This is a genomic window from Kribbella sp. WER1 (assembly GCF_054189145.1).
On the sequence record NZ_CM135186.1, the window covers coordinates 7,087,788 to 7,109,429 of the forward strand.

The 21,642-nt window shown below is 68.7% G+C and carries 15 protein-coding genes; 13 read left to right on the forward strand and 2 right to left on the reverse strand.

Annotated elements, in window-relative coordinates; genetic code table 11:
- The first annotated feature begins 6 nt into the window (after positions 1-6).
- Genes ACXJJ3_RS34740 through ACXJJ3_RS34790 form a run of 11 tightly spaced genes read left to right on the forward strand, consistent with a single transcriptional unit; the run spans position 7 to position 14,480 of the window.
- The gene (locus tag ACXJJ3_RS34740) at positions 7-1,989 is read left to right on the forward strand and encodes an ABC transporter substrate-binding protein (protein ID WP_458166116.1); all 1,983 of its coding nucleotides are present in this window, start codon (positions 7-9) and stop codon (positions 1,987-1,989) included.
- A gap of 3 nt (positions 1,990-1,992) precedes the next feature.
- The gene (locus tag ACXJJ3_RS34745; protein WP_458166117.1) at positions 1,993-2,991 is read left to right on the forward strand and encodes an ABC transporter permease; all 999 of its coding nucleotides are present in this window, start codon (positions 1,993-1,995) and stop codon (positions 2,989-2,991) included.
- An 11-nt stretch (positions 2,992-3,002) separates the two neighbouring features.
- Positions 3,003-4,127: an ABC transporter permease gene (locus ACXJJ3_RS34750; RefSeq protein ID WP_458166118.1), complete on the forward strand. Its 1,125-nt coding sequence runs from the start codon at positions 3,003-3,005 to the stop codon at positions 4,125-4,127.
- 9 nt (positions 4,128-4,136) lie between these two features.
- Positions 4,137-5,138 (forward strand): ABC transporter ATP-binding protein, encoded by a 1,002-nt coding sequence (locus ACXJJ3_RS34755; protein WP_458166119.1) that lies wholly within the window; start codon positions 4,137-4,139, stop codon positions 5,136-5,138.
- On the forward strand, positions 5,135-6,142 hold the full coding sequence (locus ACXJJ3_RS34760; RefSeq protein WP_458166120.1) for an ABC transporter ATP-binding protein: 1,008 nt from the start codon (positions 5,135-5,137) through the stop codon (positions 6,140-6,142). The genes ACXJJ3_RS34755 and ACXJJ3_RS34760 overlap by 4 nt, the downstream gene beginning before the upstream one ends.
- Before the next feature lie 34 nt (positions 6,143-6,176).
- On the forward strand, positions 6,177-7,748 hold the full coding sequence (locus tag ACXJJ3_RS34765; RefSeq protein ID WP_458166121.1) for an ABC transporter substrate-binding protein: 1,572 nt from the start codon (positions 6,177-6,179) through the stop codon (positions 7,746-7,748).
- The gene (locus ACXJJ3_RS34770; RefSeq protein ID WP_458166122.1) at positions 7,745-8,809 is read left to right on the forward strand and encodes a sialidase family protein; all 1,065 of its coding nucleotides are present in this window, start codon (positions 7,745-7,747) and stop codon (positions 8,807-8,809) included. Before ACXJJ3_RS34765 ends, ACXJJ3_RS34770 begins: the two co-directional genes overlap by 4 nt.
- Positions 8,806-10,203 carry a DUF5060 domain-containing protein gene (locus ACXJJ3_RS34775; RefSeq protein WP_458166123.1) on the forward strand — a complete coding sequence of 466 codons (1,398 nt, stop codon included), beginning with the start codon at positions 8,806-8,808 and terminating at the stop codon, positions 10,201-10,203. Before ACXJJ3_RS34770 ends, ACXJJ3_RS34775 begins: the two co-directional genes overlap by 4 nt.
- The gene (locus ACXJJ3_RS34780; RefSeq protein ID WP_458166124.1) at positions 10,200-11,333 is read left to right on the forward strand and encodes a DUF5605 domain-containing protein; all 1,134 of its coding nucleotides are present in this window, start codon (positions 10,200-10,202) and stop codon (positions 11,331-11,333) included. Before ACXJJ3_RS34775 ends, ACXJJ3_RS34780 begins: the two co-directional genes overlap by 4 nt.
- Positions 11,333-13,387 (forward strand): hypothetical protein, encoded by a 2,055-nt coding sequence (locus ACXJJ3_RS34785; protein ID WP_458166125.1) that lies wholly within the window; start codon positions 11,333-11,335, stop codon positions 13,385-13,387. The genes ACXJJ3_RS34780 and ACXJJ3_RS34785 overlap by 1 nt, the downstream gene beginning before the upstream one ends.
- Positions 13,380-14,480 (forward strand): glycoside hydrolase family 28 protein, encoded by a 1,101-nt coding sequence (locus ACXJJ3_RS34790; protein WP_458166126.1) that lies wholly within the window; start codon positions 13,380-13,382, stop codon positions 14,478-14,480. The genes ACXJJ3_RS34785 and ACXJJ3_RS34790 overlap by 8 nt, the downstream gene beginning before the upstream one ends.
- On the opposite strand, the gene ACXJJ3_RS34795 is transcribed toward ACXJJ3_RS34790, so the two are convergent.
- Both ACXJJ3_RS34795 and ACXJJ3_RS34800 read right to left on the reverse strand, forming a co-directional pair.
- Positions 14,461-15,651 (reverse strand): four-carbon acid sugar kinase family protein, encoded by a 1,191-nt coding sequence (locus tag ACXJJ3_RS34795; protein WP_458166127.1) that lies wholly within the window; start codon positions 15,649-15,651, stop codon positions 14,461-14,463. The two genes, ACXJJ3_RS34790 and ACXJJ3_RS34795, sit on opposite strands and share 20 nt — an antisense overlap.
- A complete protein-coding gene (locus ACXJJ3_RS34800; protein ID WP_458166128.1) occupies positions 15,644-16,900 on the reverse strand; it encodes a RuBisCO large subunit C-terminal-like domain-containing protein in 1,257 nt (418 codons plus the stop codon). The genes ACXJJ3_RS34795 and ACXJJ3_RS34800 overlap by 8 nt, the downstream gene beginning before the upstream one ends.
- A 124-nt stretch (positions 16,901-17,024) precedes the next feature.
- Between ACXJJ3_RS34800 and ACXJJ3_RS34805 the strand changes: the two genes are divergently transcribed.
- Together ACXJJ3_RS34805 and ACXJJ3_RS34810 are read left to right on the forward strand one after the other, a co-directional pair.
- Positions 17,025-18,737 (forward strand): hypothetical protein, encoded by a 1,713-nt coding sequence (locus tag ACXJJ3_RS34805; protein ID WP_458166129.1) that lies wholly within the window; start codon positions 17,025-17,027, stop codon positions 18,735-18,737.
- Complete coding sequence (locus ACXJJ3_RS34810; RefSeq protein ID WP_458166130.1) at positions 18,734-21,445, forward strand: family 78 glycoside hydrolase catalytic domain; 2,712 nt, start codon at positions 18,734-18,736, stop codon at positions 21,443-21,445. Before ACXJJ3_RS34805 ends, ACXJJ3_RS34810 begins: the two co-directional genes overlap by 4 nt.
- Positions 21,446-21,642 lie beyond the last annotated feature (197 nt).

A 21,642-nucleotide genomic window follows, 5' to 3' on the forward strand; every position in this document is an offset into this window, starting at 1 on the left:
TCAACGATGTCTGAAAGCATGATCAACCGTCGCCGGCTGCTGCAGGGCGGTCTCGGACTGCTCGCGGTCGCGACCGTCCCGGGCTGCGGCTTCTTCGACACCAAGCCGGCCGGCTCCGGCGCCCAGGCCGCCGCGGCCGGCGAGAAGGAGTCGCCGATGCTGAAGGCCCTGGTGGACAAGGGCTCGCTGCCCGCGCTCGCGGACCGGCTGCCGAAGAACCCTCCGGTGATCAAGCCGCTCGAGGGCAAGGCGCAGTACGGCGGCACCTGGCGGTCGGCGATGCTGACCCAGGAGGACACCCAGTGGCTGTGGTACGCGATGCGCTACGAGCCGCTGCTGCGCTGGAAGCCGGACAAGGTCGGCAAGCCCGGGTACGACGAGATCGAGGCGAACACCTGCGAGTTCACGGTCGATGCCGAGAGCAAGGTGTACACGTTCACGCTGCGCGAGGGCCTGAAGTGGTCGGACGGCAAGCCGTGTACCGCCGACGACCTGATGTTCACGATCCTCGAGGTTCAGTGCGACGAGGGCCTGCACCCGGACGGCCTGTACGACGCGTTCACCTCGCCGGACACCGGCAAGCTGGCGAAGGTCGAGAAGGTCGACGAGCGGACCGTCAAGATGACGTACTCGTCGCCGCAGCCGTCGCTGCTCGTGCAGATCGCCGACGCGATCTTCGAGCGTGAGGGTGCGTACGGGATGCTGCTGCCGAAGCACTACTTCCAGCAGTTCCACCTGAAATACAACAAGAACGCGAACGCGCTGGCGAAGAAGGCCGGCGTCGGCAGCTGGACGGACCTGTTCACGCAGAAGCAGAACCCGTGGACCAACCCGGATCAGCCGACACTGGCCCCTTGGAAGGTCGAGACCCCGCTCGGCAAGGGCTCCGCGGTCACGCTGACCCGGAACCCGTACTACTGGAAGGTCGACGACGCCGGCCGCCAGCTGCCGTACATCGACAACTGCCGCGTCGAGGTAATTCAGGACGCCCAGGTCGAGCTGCTGAAGGTGATGAACGGCGAGTTCGGCATGCAGTACCGGAACTTCGGGACGCCGCAGAACAAACCGGTCGTCGCGCAGAACCGGCAGAAGGGCGGCTACAAGATCTTCGAGGTGCCGACCCAGCTCACGAACACGATGGTCATCGGCCTGAACATGACGCACAAGGATCCGGTCAAGCGGGCCCTGTTCGCGAACAAGGAGTTCCGGGCCGGGCTGTCGCACGCGATCAACCGCAAGGAGGTCATCGACGCGGTGTACGCGGGCCAGGGGGAACCCTGGCAGGGTGCGCCGCCGAAGGACTCGCCGTACTACAACGAGCAGCTGGCCACGCAGTACCTCGAGTTCGACGCGGCCAAGGCGAACCAGCACCTGGACGCCGCGGGCCTGACGAAGAAGTCGGCGGACGGCAAGAGGCTCGGAGCGGACGGCAAGCCGGTGTCGGTCGCGGTCCTGGTCAGCGAGTCGTTCCCGGACCACGTCGAGGGCATCGAGTTCGTCAAGAAGCGCTGGGCCGCGGTCGGCATCGAGCTGCGTACCCAGGCGGTCAGCGAGGACCTCTACAAGGAACGGGTCAAGGGCAACGACCACGACGCCGGCACCTGGACCTGCGGTACGTTCGTGCTGCCGACCGGCACCGGTGGCGACCACTACTGGGTGCCGACCAACGACGGCAGCGCGCGGTACGCGATCGGCTGGGCGCAGTGGTACCAGTCGAAGGGCGAGAAGGGCAGCAAGCCGCCGGCCGAGGTCCAGAAGCAGATGGAGCTGTTCACCCAGGCGCGGCAGGAGCCGGACCCGGACAAGACGCTGCAGCTGGGCAAGCAGATCCTGCAGATCGCGGCCGACCAGTTCTACTACATCGGCGTCAGCTCGGTCCCGAACACCTACGGTGTGGTGAAGAACGACTTCCACAACGTGCCGTCGACGATGAACGAGTCGGTTGCCCCGGGCATCGTCCATCCCGAGCAGTTCTCGATGGAGCAGTAGCCGATGCTGCGCTTCGTGGGCCGGCGGGTCGTCTGGATGTTCATCACGCTGGCGGCGATCTCGTTCGTCACCTTCGTGGTCATCAAGCTCCCGCCGGGCGACTACACCACCACGGTGATCGCGAACGCGGAGGCACAGGGCCGGGACATCCCGGACTCGCAGATCGCCGAGCTGAAACGGCACTACGGGCTCGACAAGCCGTTCATGGTGCAGTACCTGACCTGGATCGGGGGCGTCGTACTGCACGGCGACCTCGGCCAGTCGTTCGCCTGGAACCAGTCGGTGGCCAGTCTGATCGGCAGCCGGGTACTGCTCTCGATGGTGCTGTCGATCGCCAGTCTGCTGTTCGTCTGGGCGATCGCGTTCCCGATCGGCATCTACAGCGCGCTCCGGCAGTACTCCGCCGGTGACTACGTGGCGTCGTTCCTCGGCTTCATCGGGATGGCCGTCCCGGAGTTCATGCTCGCGCTGGTGATGATGTACGTCGGGTTCCGGTACTTCGGGCAGAGCGTCGGCGGGCTGTTCTCACCGCAGTACGCCGACGCCGCCTGGAACCTGGGCAAGCTGCTCGACCTGATCTCGCACCTCTGGGTCCCGATCGTGGTCGTCGGCGTGGCCGGCACCGCGGGCCTGATCCGGATCACCCGCGCGAACCTGCTCGACGAACTGCACAAGCCGTACGTCGCGACCGCGCGGGCCAAGGGCCTGCCGGAGTGGAAGCTGCTGCTCAAGTACCCGGTCCGGATGTCGCTCAGCCCGTTCTTCAGTACGGTCGGCTGGCTGCTGCCCGGGCTGATCAGCGGCGAGACGATCGTGTCGGTCGTGATGAGCCTGCCGACCAGCGGCCCGCTGCTGCTCGGCGCGGTGAAGAGCCAGGACATGTACCTGGTCGGCAGCTTCGTGCTGATCCTCAGCACGCTGACGGTGATCGGCACGATGCTCAGCGACCTCGCACTGGCCTGGTGGGATCCGCGGATCCGCACCCGGTTCTCGAAGGGATAGGCGGGATAGCTATGGCCCAGCAGACCGAGGCGCTCCCTGTCACGCAAGAGGTGGTGAAGAGCCTCAAGGACCACGGCGCGCTGCCGCAGTGGCGGCTGATGTGGCGCCAGTTCCGCCGGCACAAACTCGCTGTGATCGGCCTGATCGTACTGATCCCGATCTACTTCATCGCGATCTTCGCCGGCTTCTTCGCGCCCTCGAACGCCGACACCGCGCACACCGACCTGCCGTACGCGCCACCGCAGCGGGTGCACGTGTCCGCCGAGCACGGCATGTTCGTGTACGGGTACTCGTCGACGCGGGACAAGGAGACGTTCGAGCAGACGTTCACGGTCGACCGGTCGAAGATCGTGAAGGTCGGGTTCTTCGTCCACGGCGACCAGTACTCGCTGCTCGGGCCGATCAAGTCCGACATCCACCTGATCGGCCCGACGACCGCCGGGCAGCCGTTCTTCCTGGTCGGTGCCGACCAGTCCGGGCGGGACCTGCTGTCCCGGCTGATCCACGGCGCCCGGGTGTCGCTGTCGATCGGTCTCGTCGGCGTGTTCGCGAGCTTCCTGCTCGGCATGCTGATCGGCGGTATCTCCGGGTACCTGGGCGGTACCGTCGACAATCTGATCCAGCGGGTCATCGAGTTCATCATGTCGATCCCGACATTGCCGCTGTGGATGGCGCTGTCGGCCGCGCTGCCCGGCGGCTGGGGTCCGCTGACCAGGTACTTCGCGATCACCGTGATCCTGTCGCTGATCGGCTGGACCGGTTTGGCCCGGGACGTCCGCGGGCGGTTCCTGAGCCTGCGCGAGGAGGACTTCGTGATGGCCGCCCGGCTGGACGGGGTCGGCCGGACCGGGATCATCTTCGGCCACATGGTGCCGTCGTTCGCCAGCCACATCATCGCGTCGGTGTCGATGGCGGTGCCGCGGATGATCCTCGGCGAGACCAGCCTGTCGTTCCTCGGCCTCGGCCTGCAGCCGCCCGCGGTCAGCTGGGGCGTACTGCTCGAGGGCGCCCAGAACGTCCGCGCGGTCGCCACCGCCCCGTGGCTGCTCACTCCGGGCCTCGCGGTCGTGGTTGTCGTCCTCGCGATGAACTTCGTCGGCGACGGCCTCCGCGACGCCGCCGATCCCTACAAGTAGGAGGCTTTCGTGCAGAAGCTGTTGGAAGTACGGGGGCTCCGGACGCACTTCGAGCTCGGCGACGGGGTCGTGAAGGCGGTCGACGGTGTCAGCCTGACGGTCCAGCGCGGCCGGACACTGGCCGTGGTCGGCGAGTCCGGCTGCGGCAAGAGCGTCACCGCCCGGTCGATCCTGCGGCTGGTCGAGAAGCCGGCCCGGATCGTCGGCGGCGAGATCCTGCTGTACGACGACGCCCAGGAGCCGTTGGACCTGCTCGCGGTGAAGGACAAGCGGCTGCGGCAGGTCCGCTGGGCCGACATCGCGATGGTGTTCCAGGAGCCGATGGCCTCACTCAGCCTGGTCCACACGATCGGTGACCAGATCATCGAGGCTGTCCGATTGCACGAGAACGTCGGCAAGCAGGCCGCCCGCGAACGCGCGATCGAGATGCTCGGCCGGGTCGGGATCCCGGACCCCCGACGACGGGTGGACTCCTACCCGTTCGAGCTCAGCGGCGGCATGCGGCAGCGCGCGATGATCGCGATGGCGCTGTCCTGCCGGCCGCGGCTGCTGATCGCGGACGAGCCGACCACCGCGCTGGACGTCACCACGCAGGCCCAGATCCTGGACCTGCTGCAGGACCTCCAGGAGGAGTTCGGGATGGCGATCATGCTGATCACGCACGACCTCGGGGTCGCGGCGCAGGTCGCGGACGAGGTCGCGGTGATGTACCTCGGCGAGGTCGTCGAGCAAGGGCCGGCGTCCGCCGTACTCGGCAGGCCGAAACATCCTTATACACAAGCACTTGTGCGCTCGGTGCCGCGGCTCGGGCAGCGTGGTCATGGCCGGCAGGACCGGCTGGTCGCCGTCCGGGGGACCGTGCCGCCGCCGTACGAACGCCCGTCGGGCTGCCGGTTCCATCCGCGGTGCGACGCGTTCATGGCCGGGAAGTGCGACACGACCGTTCCGGACCGGGTCCGCAGCGACGAGATCGACGTCGCGTGCCTGCTGTACGGCGAGGAGAAGTCATGAGTCTGCTGGAAACCCGGAACCTGACCATGCACTTCCCGCTGAGCGGCGGGTTTCTCGGCCGCAACCGCGGGTATGTGAAGGCCGTCGACGGTGTCGACCTGTCGATCAAGGCCGGGCGGACGCTCGGGCTGGTCGGCGAGTCCGGCTGCGGGAAGACGACGCTCGGCCGCTGCATCGTGCGGGCGTACGAGCCGACGTCCGGCAGCATCATGTTCGACGGGGTCGACCTGGCGCCGCTGAGCGAGAAGCAGCTGAAGCCGTACCGGGCGCAGGTCCGGCTGATCTTCCAGGACCCGCATTCCTCGCTGGATCCGCGCAAGACGCTGCGCGACATCATCGCCGAGCCGCTCAGGGTCCAGGACGCCGGATCCCGCGACGAGATCGACGACAAGGTCGCCGCGCTGCTGCGCCGGGTCGGGCTGCGGGCGGAGTACGCGCACCGCTACCCGCACGCGTTCAGCGGCGGCGAACGGCAGCGCGTGGTGATCGCCCGGGCGCTCGCCACCGAACCGCGGCTGGTGGTCGCGGACGAGGCGGTCAGTGCGCTCGACGTGTCGGTCCGCGCCCAGATCCTGAACCTGCTGCGTGACCTGCAGGAGGAGTCCGGGCTCACCTACCTGTTCGTCTCCCACGACCTCGGCATCGTCGAGCACGTCGCCGACGACGTCGCGGTGATGTACGTCGGCAAGCTCGTCGAGAGCGCGTCGACCGAAGAGCTCTACACCAAGCCCCTGCACCCGTACACCGAGGCGCTGCTGAGCGCCGTACCGGATCCCGATCCCGCGTCGCGCGGACAGCGTGAGCGGATCAAGCTGCGCGGCGAGATCGCGGATCCCTCGAAGGTGCCGGCCGGCTGCCCGTTCCATCCGCGCTGCGGGTATGCCGAAGACCGGTGCGCGACCGAAGTACCGCAGCTGCGCGAGATCAACGGCCGCAAGGTCGCCTGCCACCTCGCCGAACAGCTGGATCTGAAGGGTGTCCTCACGGCCACCACCGCCCCGTAGACCCACCACTACCGCCCCGTATGAGAGGTCTGTCATGTCTGAAAGTCACAACGTCTCCAACTCCTCCGAGCCGGTCACCCCGGCGCCGTCCGGCCTGTCACGGCGTGGGTTTGTGCGCAACGGCGCGCTGCTGGGCGGGGTTGCTGCCGCCTTCGGCGGCCTGCTGCCGGCCGGGACGGCTGCCGCGTCGACCACCGGCTCGGCCAGTTCCACCACCGCGACGCCGCGCAGCGGCGTGAACTCCGCGACCGGCACCGTCGACATTCCGAACAAGTACAACAAGCCGTTCTCCGTCGACGACGACGAGCTGTTCGTGTTCGCGGCGAACTTCAAGCCGTTCGAGCTCGGCGGCGACGACGCCCCCGACCGGCAGGCGCAGGGGTTCTTCAACACCGTGTTCGGCGACGCGATCCGGGCCAAGTTCCCGAACCTCAAGATCAAGTACGCCACCTGGGACTACCCGATCCGCTACGAGGACATCGCGAAGGCCGGCCGGATCCCGGACCTGATCCTGGAGGACCCGCGGCTGCGGATCGACCGGGACCTCGAGCCGCTCGGCTGGACCCAGGACATCACCTCGCTCGTCCAGGGCGCCGGCATCGACCTGACCAAGCTCAACCTCGGCGCGGTCGAGCAGATCAAGTCCCGTTCCGACGGTGGCCTGTACGGCGTCCCGCTGTGGATCGACGAGAGCCTGCTGTTCTACAACAAGCTGATCTTCGACAAGTTCCGGACGAAGTACCCGACCGTCGGCTCGACGTACGACGACGTCTACCGCACCGCGCAGAAGCTCACCCGGCAGGACGGGCTGGACTTCTACAAGGGCTACATGCAGCACCCGGACAACTACCTCGCGATGAACCAGCTCGGCCTGTACCCGTTCGTCCCGGGCGACAGCGAGCAGCCCGCGCCGGAGGACGTGAAGGTCAACCTGACCAGCGCGGACTGGAAGACCATCGCGAACAACATGTACCGGTTCCTGATGATCCCGCGGAACAACTTCACCACGGTGGACGACTTCTTCAAGGGCGACATGAGCTTCCCGGGCCACCTGGCGATGGCGGTGAACAGCCTGTCGAAGCTGAACGCCTACGCGCTCAGCCCGTACTACATCAAGCCCAGCGACGCGGCGAAGTACGCCGAGTGGGCCAAGAGCGTGAAGATCGGCGTCACCTCGATGCCGGTGCTGTCCCGCGGGTCGAAGGCGATCTACCAGCCGGACACCCGGGCCGCGTTCATCCCGCCGCAGTCCAAGCACCAGGACCAGGCGCTCGACGTGGTCAAGTACCTGGTGTCGGAGGAGATGCAGACCCGGATCTCGGCGTACGGCATGAAGGCGGTGCTGCCGACCGACGCGGTGGTGAACGCGTTCGGTACCTCGATCCCGGAGCTGGCGGCGATCGACACCTCGGCGGTCTACTGGGGCGAGAACGCGGTGATCAAGAACTACAAGAACACCGAGTACTGGGACATCCCGCTCTACAAGGTGTTCCGCCAGCACGTGCTGAAGGACGGCATGGACGTGAACTCGTCGCTGCAGGTTGCCGAGCAGCAGGACATCCCGGACTACATCAAGGCGCAGGCCGCCGCCGGGTTCACATGGTGATCGACCCCAGGTTCGACGGCCGCATCCGTGAGGGTGCGGCCCTCCTGCCCACGCTCCACCCCGGCGACAGCCACGCCGTCACCCTGGTCGAAACCGCCGCCGGCGACCTGCTGGCGGCCTGGTTCAACGGCCCGGGTGAAGGCGAACCGGACACCAACATCGTCCTGTCCCGCCTCCCCGCGGGAGAGGACACCTGGCTTCCACCGGAACAACTCTCCGCAGACCCCCACCGCTCCGAACAAAACCCTGTCCTGTTCGTCACCCCGGACGACGACGTCTGGTTGTTGCATACGTCGAACGAGCCTCATGACCAGTCGACCTCCCGGGTGATTCGGCGGGTGTCGAGCGACGGTGGGTTGACGTGGGGGCGGAGTGAGGTGTTGTTCGACCAGCTCGGGAGCTTCGTCCGGAACCCGGTGGTTGTGTTGAGCAACGGTGACTGGGTGCTGCCTGCGTACGACTGCGACAAGTCCGCCGAGCGGACCGTGCTGAAGTTGAGTACGGACCGCGGTGAGACCTGGTCGACGGTGGAGGTGCCGGAGGCCGTCGGGCAGGTGCAGATGAGCGTGGTGGAGCTGTCGCCGGGCGAGCTCGTCGGGTACTTCCGCAGCCGCGCCGCCGACCGCATCCACCGGTCGGTGTCGAAGGACAACGGCCGCACCTGGACCGCCCCGGAGAAGACGACGCTGCCGAACAACAACTCCGCGATCCAGGTGCTCCGGCTGGCCGACGGCCGGCTGGTGATGGTGTTCAACGACTCGTCCGCGGAACGCGACCAGTTCCGCTGGGTCGACGACGGCAACGGCGGCGTACGACGGAAGACCCTGCGCACCCCGCTCACGCTGGCGTTGTCCGAGGACGACGGCGCCACCTGGCCGTACTGGCGGAACCTGCAGGTGCAGGACGCGGAGTACCGCGACAACGAGTTCGGCTACTCGTACCCGACGTTGCTGCAGACCCGGGACGGGCAGCTGCATGTCGCGTACTCGTACCTGCGCAAGACCATCAAGCACGTGATCCTGGCGCCCGAGTGGATCCAGGCAGGAGACCGATTGCCATGACCATCGAGAAGTGGGGCCTGCACGAGCTCACCCTGACCGGACCGTCCGACGGTAACCCGTTCGCCGACGTGGACTTCCAGGTCACCTACCAGTTCCGGAACCGGATGGTGACCGTCGACGGCTTCTACGACGGCGACGGCACCTACCGCGCCCGGTTCTCCCCGGACCGCGAAGGCGAGTGGTCGTACATCACGTCCAGCTCCGCGGCCGAACTGGACGACCACCGCGGGACCTTCACCTGCACCGCACCCGGCCCGGACAACCACGGTCCGGTCGAGGTGCTCGGCAAGCACCACTTCTCCTACGCCGACGGCAGCCGCTACGACTGCATCGGCACCACCTGCTACCACTGGACGTACGAGACCAAGGAGCTCCAGGAGCTCACCCTGGAGTCGTTGCGCGAGGCACCTTTCGACAAGGTCCGGATGTGCCTGCTCCCGACGAACGGCATGCGCCCCGAGCGGGTGCCGTTCGTCGGCTCGACACCGGGCTCCGTCGACCTGGACCGCTACGACCCGGTGTTCTTCCGGCACTTCGAGAGCCGGGTCGCGGATCTGCTCGCACTCGGCGTCCAGGCCGACCTGATCCTGTTCCACCCGTACGACAAGGGCGTCTGGGGTTTCGACCGGATGACGCCCGCCCAGGACGCGGCCTACCTGCGGTACGTCGTCGCCCGGCTGGCGGCGTACCGGAACGTCTGGTGGTCGCTGTCGAACGAGTACGACTTCAACCACGAGAAGACCGTCGCGGACTGGGACCGTTCGCTGCAGCTGGTCCAGCGGTACGACCCGTACCAGCGGCTCCGGTCCATCCACAACGGCACCAAGATGTACGAGGTCTTCACGCCGTACGACTTCGCGAAGCCGTGGATCACCCACCAGAGCGTGCAGCACTGGGACGGCGCCGAGACCGCGACCTGGCGGGACTGCCCGAAGCCGGTGGTGATCGACGAGATCGGGTACGAGGGCAACGCCGGCCGCCGCTGGGGCAACCTGACCGCGGACGAGATGGTGCACCGGTTCTGGCAGGGGATGGCGCTCGGCGGGTACGTCGGGCACGGCGAGTCGTTCGTCGACCGCGAGACCCGGGCGTGGATCTCGGTCGGCGGCCGGCTGTACGGCGACAGCCCGGAGCGGATCGACTTCCTGCGCGGCGTGTTCGCGGGGCTGCCCCGGCAGTCCGACGGCGAGGTCGACGGCTCCCGCTGCGTACTGCACTACCTCGGCGATCGGCAGCCGTCGGCGGTGGATCTCGAACTGCCGGCCGGTTCGCCGTTCCACTTCGACCTCATCGACACCCGCGCGATGACGATCACGCCGCTGGCCGACTACTCGGGCCCGAGCCGCATCCCACTGCCCGCCACCCCGTACCTCGCCCTGAGAGGCACCCGATGACGTCAGTAGCCCGCTGGGACGTACTCGAGCTGGCAATCCCCGAACCGACCGTCTTCCGGCACGCGTCCGGAGCGACCGCCTACGCCGAACCGTTCGGCGAGCGGCTGCGGTTCAGCCCGGATCTGGAGGGGGAGTGGTCGTACCCGGGCGGCTCGTTCGTCTGTACGCCGGCGACGTCCCACGGCCCGGTGCGCCGGGTCGGCACGACGGTGCGCTGGGCGGACGGTACGCCGTACCACCCGCTGACCACCGAGTGGTTCGGTCAGCCGGAGCAGTGGGCGGCCGCCCGCCCCGCGCTGGCCGCGTCGCCGTTCAACCGGGTCCGCCTCCGCGAATCCTCCGCTCTTGAGGAACAGGTCCGCGATCTGCTGACCGCGGACCTCGTCGCGGACGTATTGCTGCCTGCCGACGAGCCTGTCGTCCGGGACACGGTCAACCGCCTGGCTGCCTTCCGGAACATCACCTGGTGCTTGGAGCCGTCCGGCCACTCGCGCCGCCTCGCCGAGCTGATCGCCGAGCTGGACCCGAGCCGGCACCTGATCTCGATGCATGAGGCAACGGATCCGGGTCCGCCCTGGCTGAGCCACCTCAGCGTCCGGTTGGAGAACCTGCGCGGCGTGTCCGTGCTCCGCCGCAACTACGCCAAGCCGGTCTTCGTCGACGCCTGTGGTCACGAAGGCGACGGAACCACGCCCGACACCAGCCTCCGCCCGGAGGAACTCCTCACCCGCATCTGGGAAGGCACGGTCCGCGGCGCCTACGTGACCCACGGCGAGTCGTACGTCGACGCTCCCTGGTCCGCGGGCGGCAGCCGACCGACCGGGGTCGTCGCGCAACGCCTGCGGCTGTTGCGGGAGGTGCTCGACGAACTGCCGGACGGTGTGGAACCGATCGACGACTACCGCGACGCCCCGACGCTGGCGGTGCCGGGGGAGTACTACCTGCAGTACCTGGGCGAGCACCAGTTCCCGGACCGGACGTTCACGCTCCCCGCCGGCGCATACGACGTCGACGTACTGGACGTGTGGAACCATTCGGTCCGCCGGACGCGCGAGGAAGTGACGGACACGCTGACGGTCCGGCTGCCGGGCAGGCAGTACCAGGCGATCCAGATCCGCCGGGCGTCCTGATGCCCGCGCTCACCTCCGGCTGGCGGCAGGCCGAGCTGCGCCGGACGCCCGACGGGGTGGTCCTGCAGCTCGGTCTCGCGGACGGCACGGCGTACCTGGAGCACCCGCTCGCGGGGCTCCTGACGTACTCGGCCGGTCGTCCGTGGCAGCTGGAGGCGCCGCAACCCGACGGCTGGTGGATCTCGCGCCGGGCCGGCGAGCACCGGGCCGGCTTCCGCACCGGACCGCTCGCGGTCGAGCTGCGGCTGTCTTTCGACACGACGGACCGGCTGAACCTTGAGGTGCGCTGGCGCAACACCAGCCAGCGGCGGATCGCGGACCTCGCCGTCGGGCTGCTGCTGGATCTCGGCCGGGTGCAGGACAGCCGGCTGACGATCCCGGGCCTGATCTACAACGACAACCCGTCCGCGGACCCGCTGCGCGCCGTACCCCGGATCGGGCACACACCCGGCGGCGGCTTCGTCGCTGAGGAGGACCGGCTGCCGATCCCCGGGATCAACCTGGAGTGGCGCGCGGGCCGTGACCGGCGGTGGTTGTCGGTGTTCTCCCGCCCGCAGGCCCGACGTTCGGCCGACGGGCAGGTCCGGTACGGCTCGCTCGGCGTGATCCGGCAGGAAGGGCCGGTGATCGCGGCGCTGAGCGGCGTATTGATGTTCGACGGGAAGCAGGACGTTCGGTATGTGAGCAAGGCGGAGACTTCGGCGGTCGAGGACGGGTATCTGACGTTGCGGCCGGGCGAGGTTTACCCGCAGCAGCTGGTCCTCGACTGGGGGCCGTTGGAGGTGCGGGGGCATGCGTTCCGGCAGTTGGTGCACACCGGGCGGGAGCTGTTCTCGTCGGCGGGTGCTGGTGGGCTGAGCGTGGCCGAGTCGATCGCGCTGAAGACAGTTGCTCTCGACAACCGGTGGTACCGGTCGGGCGCGGTCGCCGGGTACACGAAGTTCAGCGACATCCCCGGCAACGGGCCGGTCAAGCCGACACACTTCATGTACGGCTGGACCGGGCAGGCGTTGAAGCTGGCCTGGTGCGACGCGCACCTCGGGTTCGGCTCCCGGGACCGGCTGCGCGTCGACCGGTGCCGCGCGGCGGTCGAGTTCTACCTGGCCGGCAGCCGGACGCCGACGCCGGGGCTGCGGCACAACGCGTACCAGGTCGACACCCGGCGCTGGACGAGCTTCCGCACCGGCAGCCGCCCGATGATCTCGAGCCGCGCGTACGGCGAGACGATCAGCGACCTGGCGGACGTGATCACGCTGTTCCGCGCGCACGACGAGCCGGTGCCGCCCGCGTGGCTGGAGGCGCTCGAGCAGGCGATGCTGTTCCTGCGCGACGCCCAACTGCCCGACGGCACGTTCCCGGTCGGCTGGCGGCTCGACGGTACGCCGGCCGCGACGACCGTGTCCGCCGCCGGGATCCCGTGCGTCCTCGCGGCGCTGAAGGCGTCCGAGGTCCTCGGCCACGACGGACTGTTGTCCGATGCAACCACCTGGCTGTCTCGCTACCACGACCAGCACGCGCGGACCTTCGACCGTCCGTTCGCGCGCTCGACGCTGGACGCCGCCTGCGAGGACAAAGAAGCCGGCATGTACTACTTCATGGCCGCCTACGAACTCTTCCGCCGCACCGGCGACCCGCTCTACGCCGGCTGGTGCGAGGTTGCCGCCGACTGGCTGCTCACCTGGGTGTACGTCTGGTCGCCGGAGCAGGACGCGGACGCGCCGCTGCACACGTCCGGGTTCAACGCGATCGGCTGGCCATCGGTCAGCGTGCAGAATCATCATCTTGACGTCTTCTTCCCCACGTACGAGCTGCTGGCATTCGGACTGGCGACGGATCGGCCCGAGTACGTCGCCGCCGCGCGGACCACGATGCACGCGCTGACCCAGGGCATCGCGGCGAACCCGGGGGACTGGAACTTCCCGCTCCCCGGAGAGCAGGGCGAAGCCGTCTTCCAGACGCACTGGCAGCGTCGCGGCCACACGAACACCTGGAACCCGAGCTGGGTGATCGCCGTCCCGCTCGCCAACGCGCTCCGCGTCCAAGCCCATGACTGACCGGGTGATCACCGACTTCGGCGCGACGCCCGGAGCGGACTGCTCGGACGCCATCGCGCGTGCGGTCGAGGCCGGCGGGCGGGTCCTCGTGCCACCGGGGGAGTACCTGACCGGACCGATCCGGTTGCGCAGCAACGTCGAGCTGCACGTGTCGGCCGGTGCGACGTTGCGCTTCCACACCGACGCGACGACGTACCCGATCGTCCGCACCCGCTGGCAGGGGATCGAGTGCTACAGCCACTCGCCGCTGATCTACGCGTACGGCGAGACGGACGTCGCGATCACCGGCAGCGGGACGCTCGACGGCGGCGCTGGTACGGACAACTGGTGGAGTGATACCCGGCCGCGGACCGACTGGGGGCGGCTCGTGCAGCTTGTCGAGGACGGCGTACCGGTGGAGGAGCGGGTGTTCGCGCCGGGGCACGGGTTCCGGCCGAGCTTCGTGCAGCCGTACGAGTGCCGGCGGGTCCGGATCGAGGACGTGCGGATCGTGAACGCGCCGATGTGGGTGGTGCATCCGGTGTTCTGCACCGATGTCGTGGTGCGTGGTGTCACGGTCGAGTCGCTCGGGCCGAACAACGACGGGTGCAATCCGGACTCGTGCGAGGACGTGGTGATCACCGGGTGTTCGTTCACGACCGGCGACGACTGCATCGCGATCAAGTCCGGCCGCGACACCGACGGGCGCCGGGTGGGGCGACCGTCCCGGAACATCGTGATCGAGTCCTGCCGGTTCACCGCCGGCCACGGCGCGTTGACGATCGGCAGCGAGGTTTCGGGCGGAGTTCACGACGTCCGCGCTCAGGACCTGCACATCACCGGCACCGACCACGCCATCCGCATCAAGACCAACTCCGACCGCGGCGGCCTGATCGAAAACCTCACGGCGACGAACATCACCGCGACCGCCGTCACCACCTCCGCCGTCCTCATCACCACCCGCCACGCCGAACCGGATCCGCCAGGTGCGCACGCTCCCGTCGTACGCAACATCGCGATCACGAACCTGGCAACTCACTCCACACCTCGCACAGTCGAAATCATCGACAGCTCGTTGGCTCCCGTCGAAGGCTTCACGCTGACAGCCCGCTGAAGAGATCCACCGGCCCGAGCTGCCCTGGCTTCAACAACACCTCGTCGAAGTGCGGCGAGCTCGCCCGACACAAATGCACCCCCGGAGCGACCGACCGCACGAACTCCAGCGCAGCCACCTCCAACTCCCGCAACACCTGCCCCGACGTATCCCCACCAGCAACAACCAACCGCCGCACACCAGCATCCCCCGACACCATCCGCACCGCCTCCGCCAACACCCCCGGCAATCCCGCGAGCTGGTCCTCGCTCAATTCGTTGCTATGCACAACAACCCCCTCCACGCCCTGCTCGAACGCCGCAACCGCCTGCCGCCCCACACCATCCCCCACCGGCAACACCACCCACCCCCGTCCCCGAGCCGCCGCAATCTGCTCCTGCGTACGCCGCGACCGACTCCCCGAAACCACCAACACCCGCCCCTCCAAACCACCCCCGCCGACCTCACCACCATCCCCACCCGACCGCAACGCAAGCCCCACCGCCCGAGACAACCCACCCGACCCCACCGCAAACCCCGCCCCCAAAATCCGCTCCCCATACCCCCGAAGATCCCCATCCGACAACGCATCCAGCACCACCACATCCCCACCAACAACCTCAGGTGTGGGATTGAGTGGTTGGTGGAGGTGCTCGGCGGTGATGGTGAGGGTGGTTTGGGCTGCTAGGTGGAGGCGGAGGTCGGACTCGTGCATGGGGGTGGACGGGTGGGTGGACATCGTCGGTTGGCGGTCCAGGCGGTGGGTGGTGCCTGACTCGGTCGCGAAGTGGTGGCTGAAGACGGTGTAGCGACCCAGCTCGGGTTGGGCTATGAGGACGGGAGTGGGAGTGGTGACACCGCAGATCTCGCGGCCCAGTTCGAGGGCGCGGCCGATGCTGCCTCGGGTGGGGGAGGAGTCGGCGGTGGAACACACCTTGTACTGCAGGAGCCGTGGGCCGAGCTTCCACAGCGCCTCGAACACCGGACGGACCTCGGCCTGCTGCTCGTCCGGCGGCAACGCGCGGGCGACCCCGGCCACGCCGACCACGTCGTACCGCGCCGCCAGCTCCGCCAACTCCGGTGCCGACGGCAACTGCACGAGCAGCACGGTCCGCAACCCGACCCGCGCGAACTGCACCATCGCGTCCGTCGACCCGGTGAAGTCGTCCCCGTAGAACGCCACCTCAACCACGGGCGCTCCCAAAGGTGTCCAGCGCCACCTGCAACGCGGGAACCTGCCGCGCGGCAACCTGCAGGTCGGTCCCGGCGACCGCGGCCGACCAGGCGGCTCGCATCGCGGTGACGCCGGCTGACGAACCACCTGGATGACCGTGGATACCACCACCAGCGAGGACCAGCAGGTCGGTGGTGTCGGTACGGCGGTACGTCTGCGGCGCGAGCGCGGGAGTCTGCCCCGAGGACAGCACCGGCAGCGTCTCGTACCCGCCGAGCATCGGCGTCCGCACCGCGGTGATCGAGCGCAGCACCTCCTCGTCCGTCTCGTAGAACTTGTTCGACAAACCGTTCGTATGCAGGTGATCCGCGCCCGCCAGCCGCGCCAGCTTGGACCACGCCACGTAGTCGATGCCGAGCTGCGGCGCCCGCGTGTACACCCCGGTCATCGCGCGATGCCCGTGGATCGGCAACGCGCAGCGCTCCCGCAACCACGCCAGCCCGGCAAACCCGACCAGGTTCACACACACCATCACGCATGTCCCACCAGCCGCCTGGACGAGATCGTGGTTCGCGGCCATCCGATCGAGGTCGTCGGTGATGTTGAACGCATACATCGGTCGTCTCCCGGTCCTCGCCGCGACCTTGTCGAGCTCGTCGGTCACGACCGCGACCCGCTCGGCGAGCGGCGAATGCGGCGGGTTGCCCATCAGCTCGTCGTCCTTGACGAAGTCGATCCCGGCCTCCGCGAGCTCGCGGACCAGCAGCCGCAGCTCCTCCGGCGGCAATCCGATGCTCGGCTTGACGATCGTCCCGAGCAGTACGCCTTCCGGCCGGTCGAGCAGCTCCCGCGTCCCCCGCACGCCGTACTGCGGTCCGGGATACCGCTCGGCGAACGCCGACGGCAGGTCGAGGTCGAGCAGCCGGATCCCGGCCAGCTGTCTGAGCTCGAACAGATTGCCCGCGACAGCGGCGAGCAGATTCGGCAAGGACGGCCCGAAGTTGTCCAATCCAAAGGCGATCCGCACCTCCGCACTGCGTTTTCGCCCGCTCCCGGTTGCGCCCGGCAGATCCGCGTTCCCGGTCGGAGCGATCTCGTCGACGGACAGCACCCGCGCGGCGAACCGCTCGCGCAGCTCGGCCGTCTCGCGCGCGACCTTCACGAACGTGCCCGTCGACTGCTCGCCGGCGATCGCCTCGGCGGCCTGGCCGGGCGGGAGGTGGGTTTCGACGAGGTACGTCGCGACGACCTCTTGCGCTGTTGACATGGGCGCTCCTTCTGCGCGGTGGGAGCACCAAGTCTCCGCCACCGATCGTCAAGAAAACAAGGCGGATCGGCCAGCCTGTGGATAGCCGGTTGACATCGGTGATCTCGAAGGCAAAGGTTTTCCCATGGTGACGATTCCCGCGACCCTGCTGCTCGAGGACCGGGCTGCCCTGGCGATGAACGCGGTCACCGGCCTGGCCGACGACGACCGGGACGGCATCCCGTTCTTCAGTGCGAACCTGCTGGCCCGCCCGGCCCGGATGGACCACGGCGACTGGGACTACGGCTCCAGCCACGGGCGGCTCACCGACGCGATCCTGCTGACCCGCCAGATGACCGGCGGCAAGGACTGGGATCCGCGTTGGGACGCGATCGCCGACCGCTACCGGCGGCGTCTGTTCACGTTTCTCGCCGATGACGGCCTGACCTACCGGGAGACCCACCCCAAGGGCCACTGGCTGCCGAACGCGAACCTGATCGACCAACGCGCCACCCTGCTCGCGATGACGACCGCGGTGATCGCCACCGACGACCCCCAGGCCCGTCAGGCAGCCGACCGTCAGGTCGCCGCGCTGAAGCGGATCGCGATCAAGGAACGCGACGTCTGGTTCTATCCGGCGTCGGAGTACACCAAGGACGGCTGGCCGTCGTCCAATGCGATCGACCTGCACCTCGCGCCCGACCCCGCGTCGTTCTCCGGCCGGCTGATCATGCCGCTGCTGCGTTACCACCAGGCGACCGGCAACACCGACGCGCTGGAGCTGTGTGAGTGGTTCGCCCGGCTGATCGTCGAGAAGAGCGGTGTCTTCAACGCCGACGGCAGCTTCAACCCGGCCCGTGCCTACCGCAGCGGCCATTTCCACACCCGCGTCGGCACGCTCGAGGGCCTGGCGCGGCTGGCCAGGCACTCCGGCGACCACGGGCTGACCGAGTTCGTCCGCCGTAGCTACGACTGGGTTCTTGGCGAGGCGACCCGCTTCGGGTGGACGCCGGGCGATCTGGCCGATCAGCAGTACGAGCACGAGACCTGTTCGCTCGTCGACCTCATCGGCCTCGGTACGACGCTGGCCGGCAACGGACTCACGCAGTACTGGCCCGTCGTCGAGTGTTTCGTCCGCAACCACCTGGCCGCGTCGCAGCTGCAGGACGTCAGCTGGGTCGAGTCCGCGCCGGACCGCTCCCAGGACGAGCCTGGCTGGCGGACGTACGTGAACGTCGGCGAGCGCGTCCTCGGCGCGTTCTGCGGGTACGGCGCGCCGAACGACTACGTGTCCGACGTACCGCTCGGCCGTGGCCACACGAACGACGTACAGGCGTGCTGTGTCGGCTCTGGAGTCCGCGGGTTGTTCTGGGCGTGGAACAGCATCGTCACCGGTGACAGCCGGCTCACCCGGGTGAACCTGCTGCTGACCCGCGGGCATAAGTCCGTGGACGTGATCAGCCATCTGCCCGTGGAGGGCAAGGTCGAGCTGCGTGTCCACGAGCCGCTGGAGGAATTGCGGGTGCGCATCCCCGACTGGGCCGGGTATGCGCGACTCCGGCTGCAGCGCGGTGCCGAGGAACGCACCGGGGCCGAGCGGATCTGGGCGCCGGACGGGTACCTGTCGATCCCGAAGGCGCGGCCGGGGGAGCGGATCGTCGTGACGTTCCCGATGGTCCAGCAGATCACCACGGAGCTTGCGGCCGGCAACGAGTTCCGCACCACCTGGCGCGGCGACGACGTGATCGCGATCGACCCGCCGGGGCCCTCCCGGCCGATGTACGGCGACCGCCCGGAGCACGCCGGCGGCGTCCGGGAGTACGAGCTCCACCGACCCGAGACGGAGTGGTCCTGGTGACAACTGACTGGGTGCTGTCCGAGCCGCCCGCCGCGACGGCGCTGACGGCGTACGACCTGCGCTGCGAACACCGCGTCGAGCCGCTCGGCATCGGTACGGCGCGGCCGCGGCTGAGCTGGCGGCTGGCGTCCCCGACGCGCGGCGACCGGCAGGAGGCGTTCCGCGTGCAGGTCCTGCGCGACGACGTGCAGGTGTGGGACAGCGGCTGGCGGTCGGAGTGGGAGACGCACGTCGACCACGGTGGCGCGCCGTTGACGTCGCAGACCGACTACGTGTGGCGGCTGTCGGTGCGGGACGCGGCGGGCGACGAGACGACCGCCGAGGCGACGTTCGCGACCGGGCTCTTCCACGACGACGAGTGGGAGGCGCACTGGATCGAGCACGATTACGAGACCGACCCCTACTTCGAGCCCCCGGTCGACCGCCAGGAGCCGCGAACGGTGCGCCAGGCAACGATCGCCCCGCCGCGGCATTACCGCCGTTGCTTCGAGCTGACGCAGCCGGTGACCAGGGCGCGCATCTACGCTACGGCGCACGGTCTCTATCAGTTCAGCGCCAACGGGCAGCGAGTCGGTGAGGACGAACTGACGCCTGGGTGGACCGATTACCGGGAGCGCGTCGCCTACCAGACGTACGACGTGACCGACCTGCTGCACGAGGGCGAGAACGTGATCGGCGCCGTCCTCGGCGAGGGCTGGTGGTCCGGGTACGTCGGCTGGGACACCCGCAGCCACGCCCACCACTACGGGAAGAAGCCGCAACTCCTGGCGCAACTCGTCGTCGACCACCCGGACGGTTCACGGACCGTCGTGGCCACCGACGGCCGCTGGGTCGAGCACGTCGGGCCGATCCGGTTCGCGGACCTGCTGATGGGGGAGTCGTACGACGCACGCCTCGAGCTCGGCGACTGGTCGAGCCCGGGGTACGACTCGACCGGCTGGGCGCCGGCGGGTGACCTGGGCGGCGACGTGTCGACGGTGATCGCGGCGACGACCGATCCGGTGCGGGTCACCGAGGACGTGCCGGCGGTCGGGGTCGCGAAGCAGGACGGGCGGTACGTCGTCGACCTCGGGCAGAACCTGGCCGGCCGGGTGCGGCTGCGGGTCCGCGGTGCGCAGGCCGGTGACCGGATCCGGCTGCGGCACGGCGAAATGCTGCAGGCCGACGGCTCGGTCTACACCGCGAACCTGCGGACCGCCGACGCGACCGACTACTTCGTCAGCGCCGGCGCCGACGAGGAGTTCTTCGAGCCGATCTTCACCGTGCATGGCTTCCGCTACGTCGAGGTGGATGGGTATCCGGGTGAACTGACCACGGACGACGTGGTCGGCCGGGTGCTGCATTCGGACACCCCGGTCGCCGGTCGGTTCGAGTGTTCGGACCCGGGCGTCAACCAACTGCTCAGCAACATTCGCTGGGGCCAGCGCGGGAACTTCGTCAGCGTGCCGACCGACTGCCCACAGCGCGACGAGCGGCTCGGGTGGACCGCGGACGCACAGATCTTCCTGCCGACCGCGGCGTACCAGGCCGACGTCCTGACGTTCTTCGAGAACTGGTTCGCCGATCTCGCGGTCGCACAGACCGACGAGGGCGCGATCCCGGACGTCATCCCGCACGTCATCACCGGCCGGCACGGGACGCCGGCGTGGGCGGACGCGGCGACGATCGTGCCGTGGACGCTCTACCGGATCTACGGCGACGAGCGCGTACTGCGGACCGCGTGGCCGGTGATGCGGCGCTGGGTCGACTACATCCACCGGGCGAACCCGGACCTGATCTGGCGGCACCGGACGAGCGGGCACTACGGCGACTGGCTACAGGTCGGCGTCGTCACGGACCGGGACCTGCTCGCGACGGCGTATTTCGCGCGCAGCGTCGAGTTCACGGCGGCCGCGGCCCGGGTGCTCGGGCTGGCCGACGAGGCGGCGGCATACGGCGAGCTGTGGGAGAAGATCAAGGCGGCGTTCGTCGCGGAGTTCGTGGATGCCGGGGGCAAGGTTCGTGGCGACACGCAGACCGGATACCTGCTGCCGTTGGCGTTCGGGCTGCTGGACGAGCAGGCCGAGCAGGCGGCGGTGAAGCATCTGGTCGCGGACCTCGAACGGCGCGGACGGTCGCTGACCACCGGGTTCGCCGGGGTGGCGTTGCTGTGCCCGATCCTGACGAGATACGGGTACGCCGAGCTGGCGTACGACCTGCTGCACGACGACCGCTACCCGTCGTGGGGGTACTCGATCAAACATGGCGCCACCACCATCTGGGAACGCTGGGACGGCTGGACCGAGGAGAACGGGTTCGGCCCGGTCGCGATGAACTCGTTCAACCACTACTCCCTCGGCTCCGTCGGCGAATGGCTCTACGCCGACGTCGCCGGCATCAGCCAGTCCGCCGACTCCATCGGCTTCCGCGACCTCGTCATCCACCCGCACCCCGGCGGCCGCCTCACCTGGGCGAAGGCGTCGTACGACACCCCCACCGGCCGCGTCTCCACCCACTGGTCCGTGACCGGCAACACCCTCACCCTCGACGTCACCATCCCACCCGGCGTCACTGCCACGATCCACCTCCCCACCACCGATCCCGAATCGGTCCAGGAGACCGGCCACCCCTTGTCCGACGCCACCGGGCTCACGTCACTGGACCGGACCGCAACAACGGCCGTCTGCCGCGCCCTCCCCGGCACCTACCACTTCACCGCCCGCACCTAACCACCCCGGCAACCCCACCCATGGTGGGTCCACCCACGAGATGCAGGGTTCGCCCACCAGATCCCGGTCGCAGACCCAGCATCTGGTGAGCTAACCCACCAGTTCCCGGGGACTGGCCCCGCTGGGGTTGGGAAGCCCGGCAGCCGCACCTGTGGTGGGTCCACGCACGAGGCGCTGGGTTTGCCCATCAGATCCTG

Bases quoted from the DNA above. Each gene is read 5' to 3' on its own strand.
- ACXJJ3_RS34740 (WP_458166116.1), top strand. From the start codon at position 7: ATGTCTGAAAGCATGATCAACCGTCGCCGGCTGCTGCAGGGCGGTCTC.
- ACXJJ3_RS34745 (WP_458166117.1), top strand. From the start codon at position 1,993: ATGCTGCGCTTCGTGGGCCGGCGGGTCGTCTGGATGTTCATCACGCTG.
- ACXJJ3_RS34750 (WP_458166118.1), top strand. From the start codon at position 3,003: ATGGCCCAGCAGACCGAGGCGCTCCCTGTCACGCAAGAGGTGGTGAAG.
- ACXJJ3_RS34760 (WP_458166120.1), top strand. From the start codon at position 5,135: ATGAGTCTGCTGGAAACCCGGAACCTGACCATGCACTTCCCGCTGAGC.
- ACXJJ3_RS34765 (WP_458166121.1), top strand. From the start codon at position 6,177: ATGTCTGAAAGTCACAACGTCTCCAACTCCTCCGAGCCGGTCACCCCG.
- ACXJJ3_RS34775 (WP_458166123.1), top strand. From the start codon at position 8,806: ATGACCATCGAGAAGTGGGGCCTGCACGAGCTCACCCTGACCGGACCG.
- ACXJJ3_RS34780 (WP_458166124.1), top strand. From the start codon at position 10,200: ATGACGTCAGTAGCCCGCTGGGACGTACTCGAGCTGGCAATCCCCGAA.
- ACXJJ3_RS34785 (WP_458166125.1), top strand. From the start codon at position 11,333: ATGCCCGCGCTCACCTCCGGCTGGCGGCAGGCCGAGCTGCGCCGGACG.
- ACXJJ3_RS34790 (WP_458166126.1), top strand. From the start codon at position 13,380: ATGACTGACCGGGTGATCACCGACTTCGGCGCGACGCCCGGAGCGGAC.
- ACXJJ3_RS34800 (WP_458166128.1), bottom strand. From the start codon at position 16,900: ATGTCAACAGCGCAAGAGGTCGTCGCGACGTACCTCGTCGAAACCCAC.
- ACXJJ3_RS34805 (WP_458166129.1), top strand. From the start codon at position 17,025: ATGGTGACGATTCCCGCGACCCTGCTGCTCGAGGACCGGGCTGCCCTG.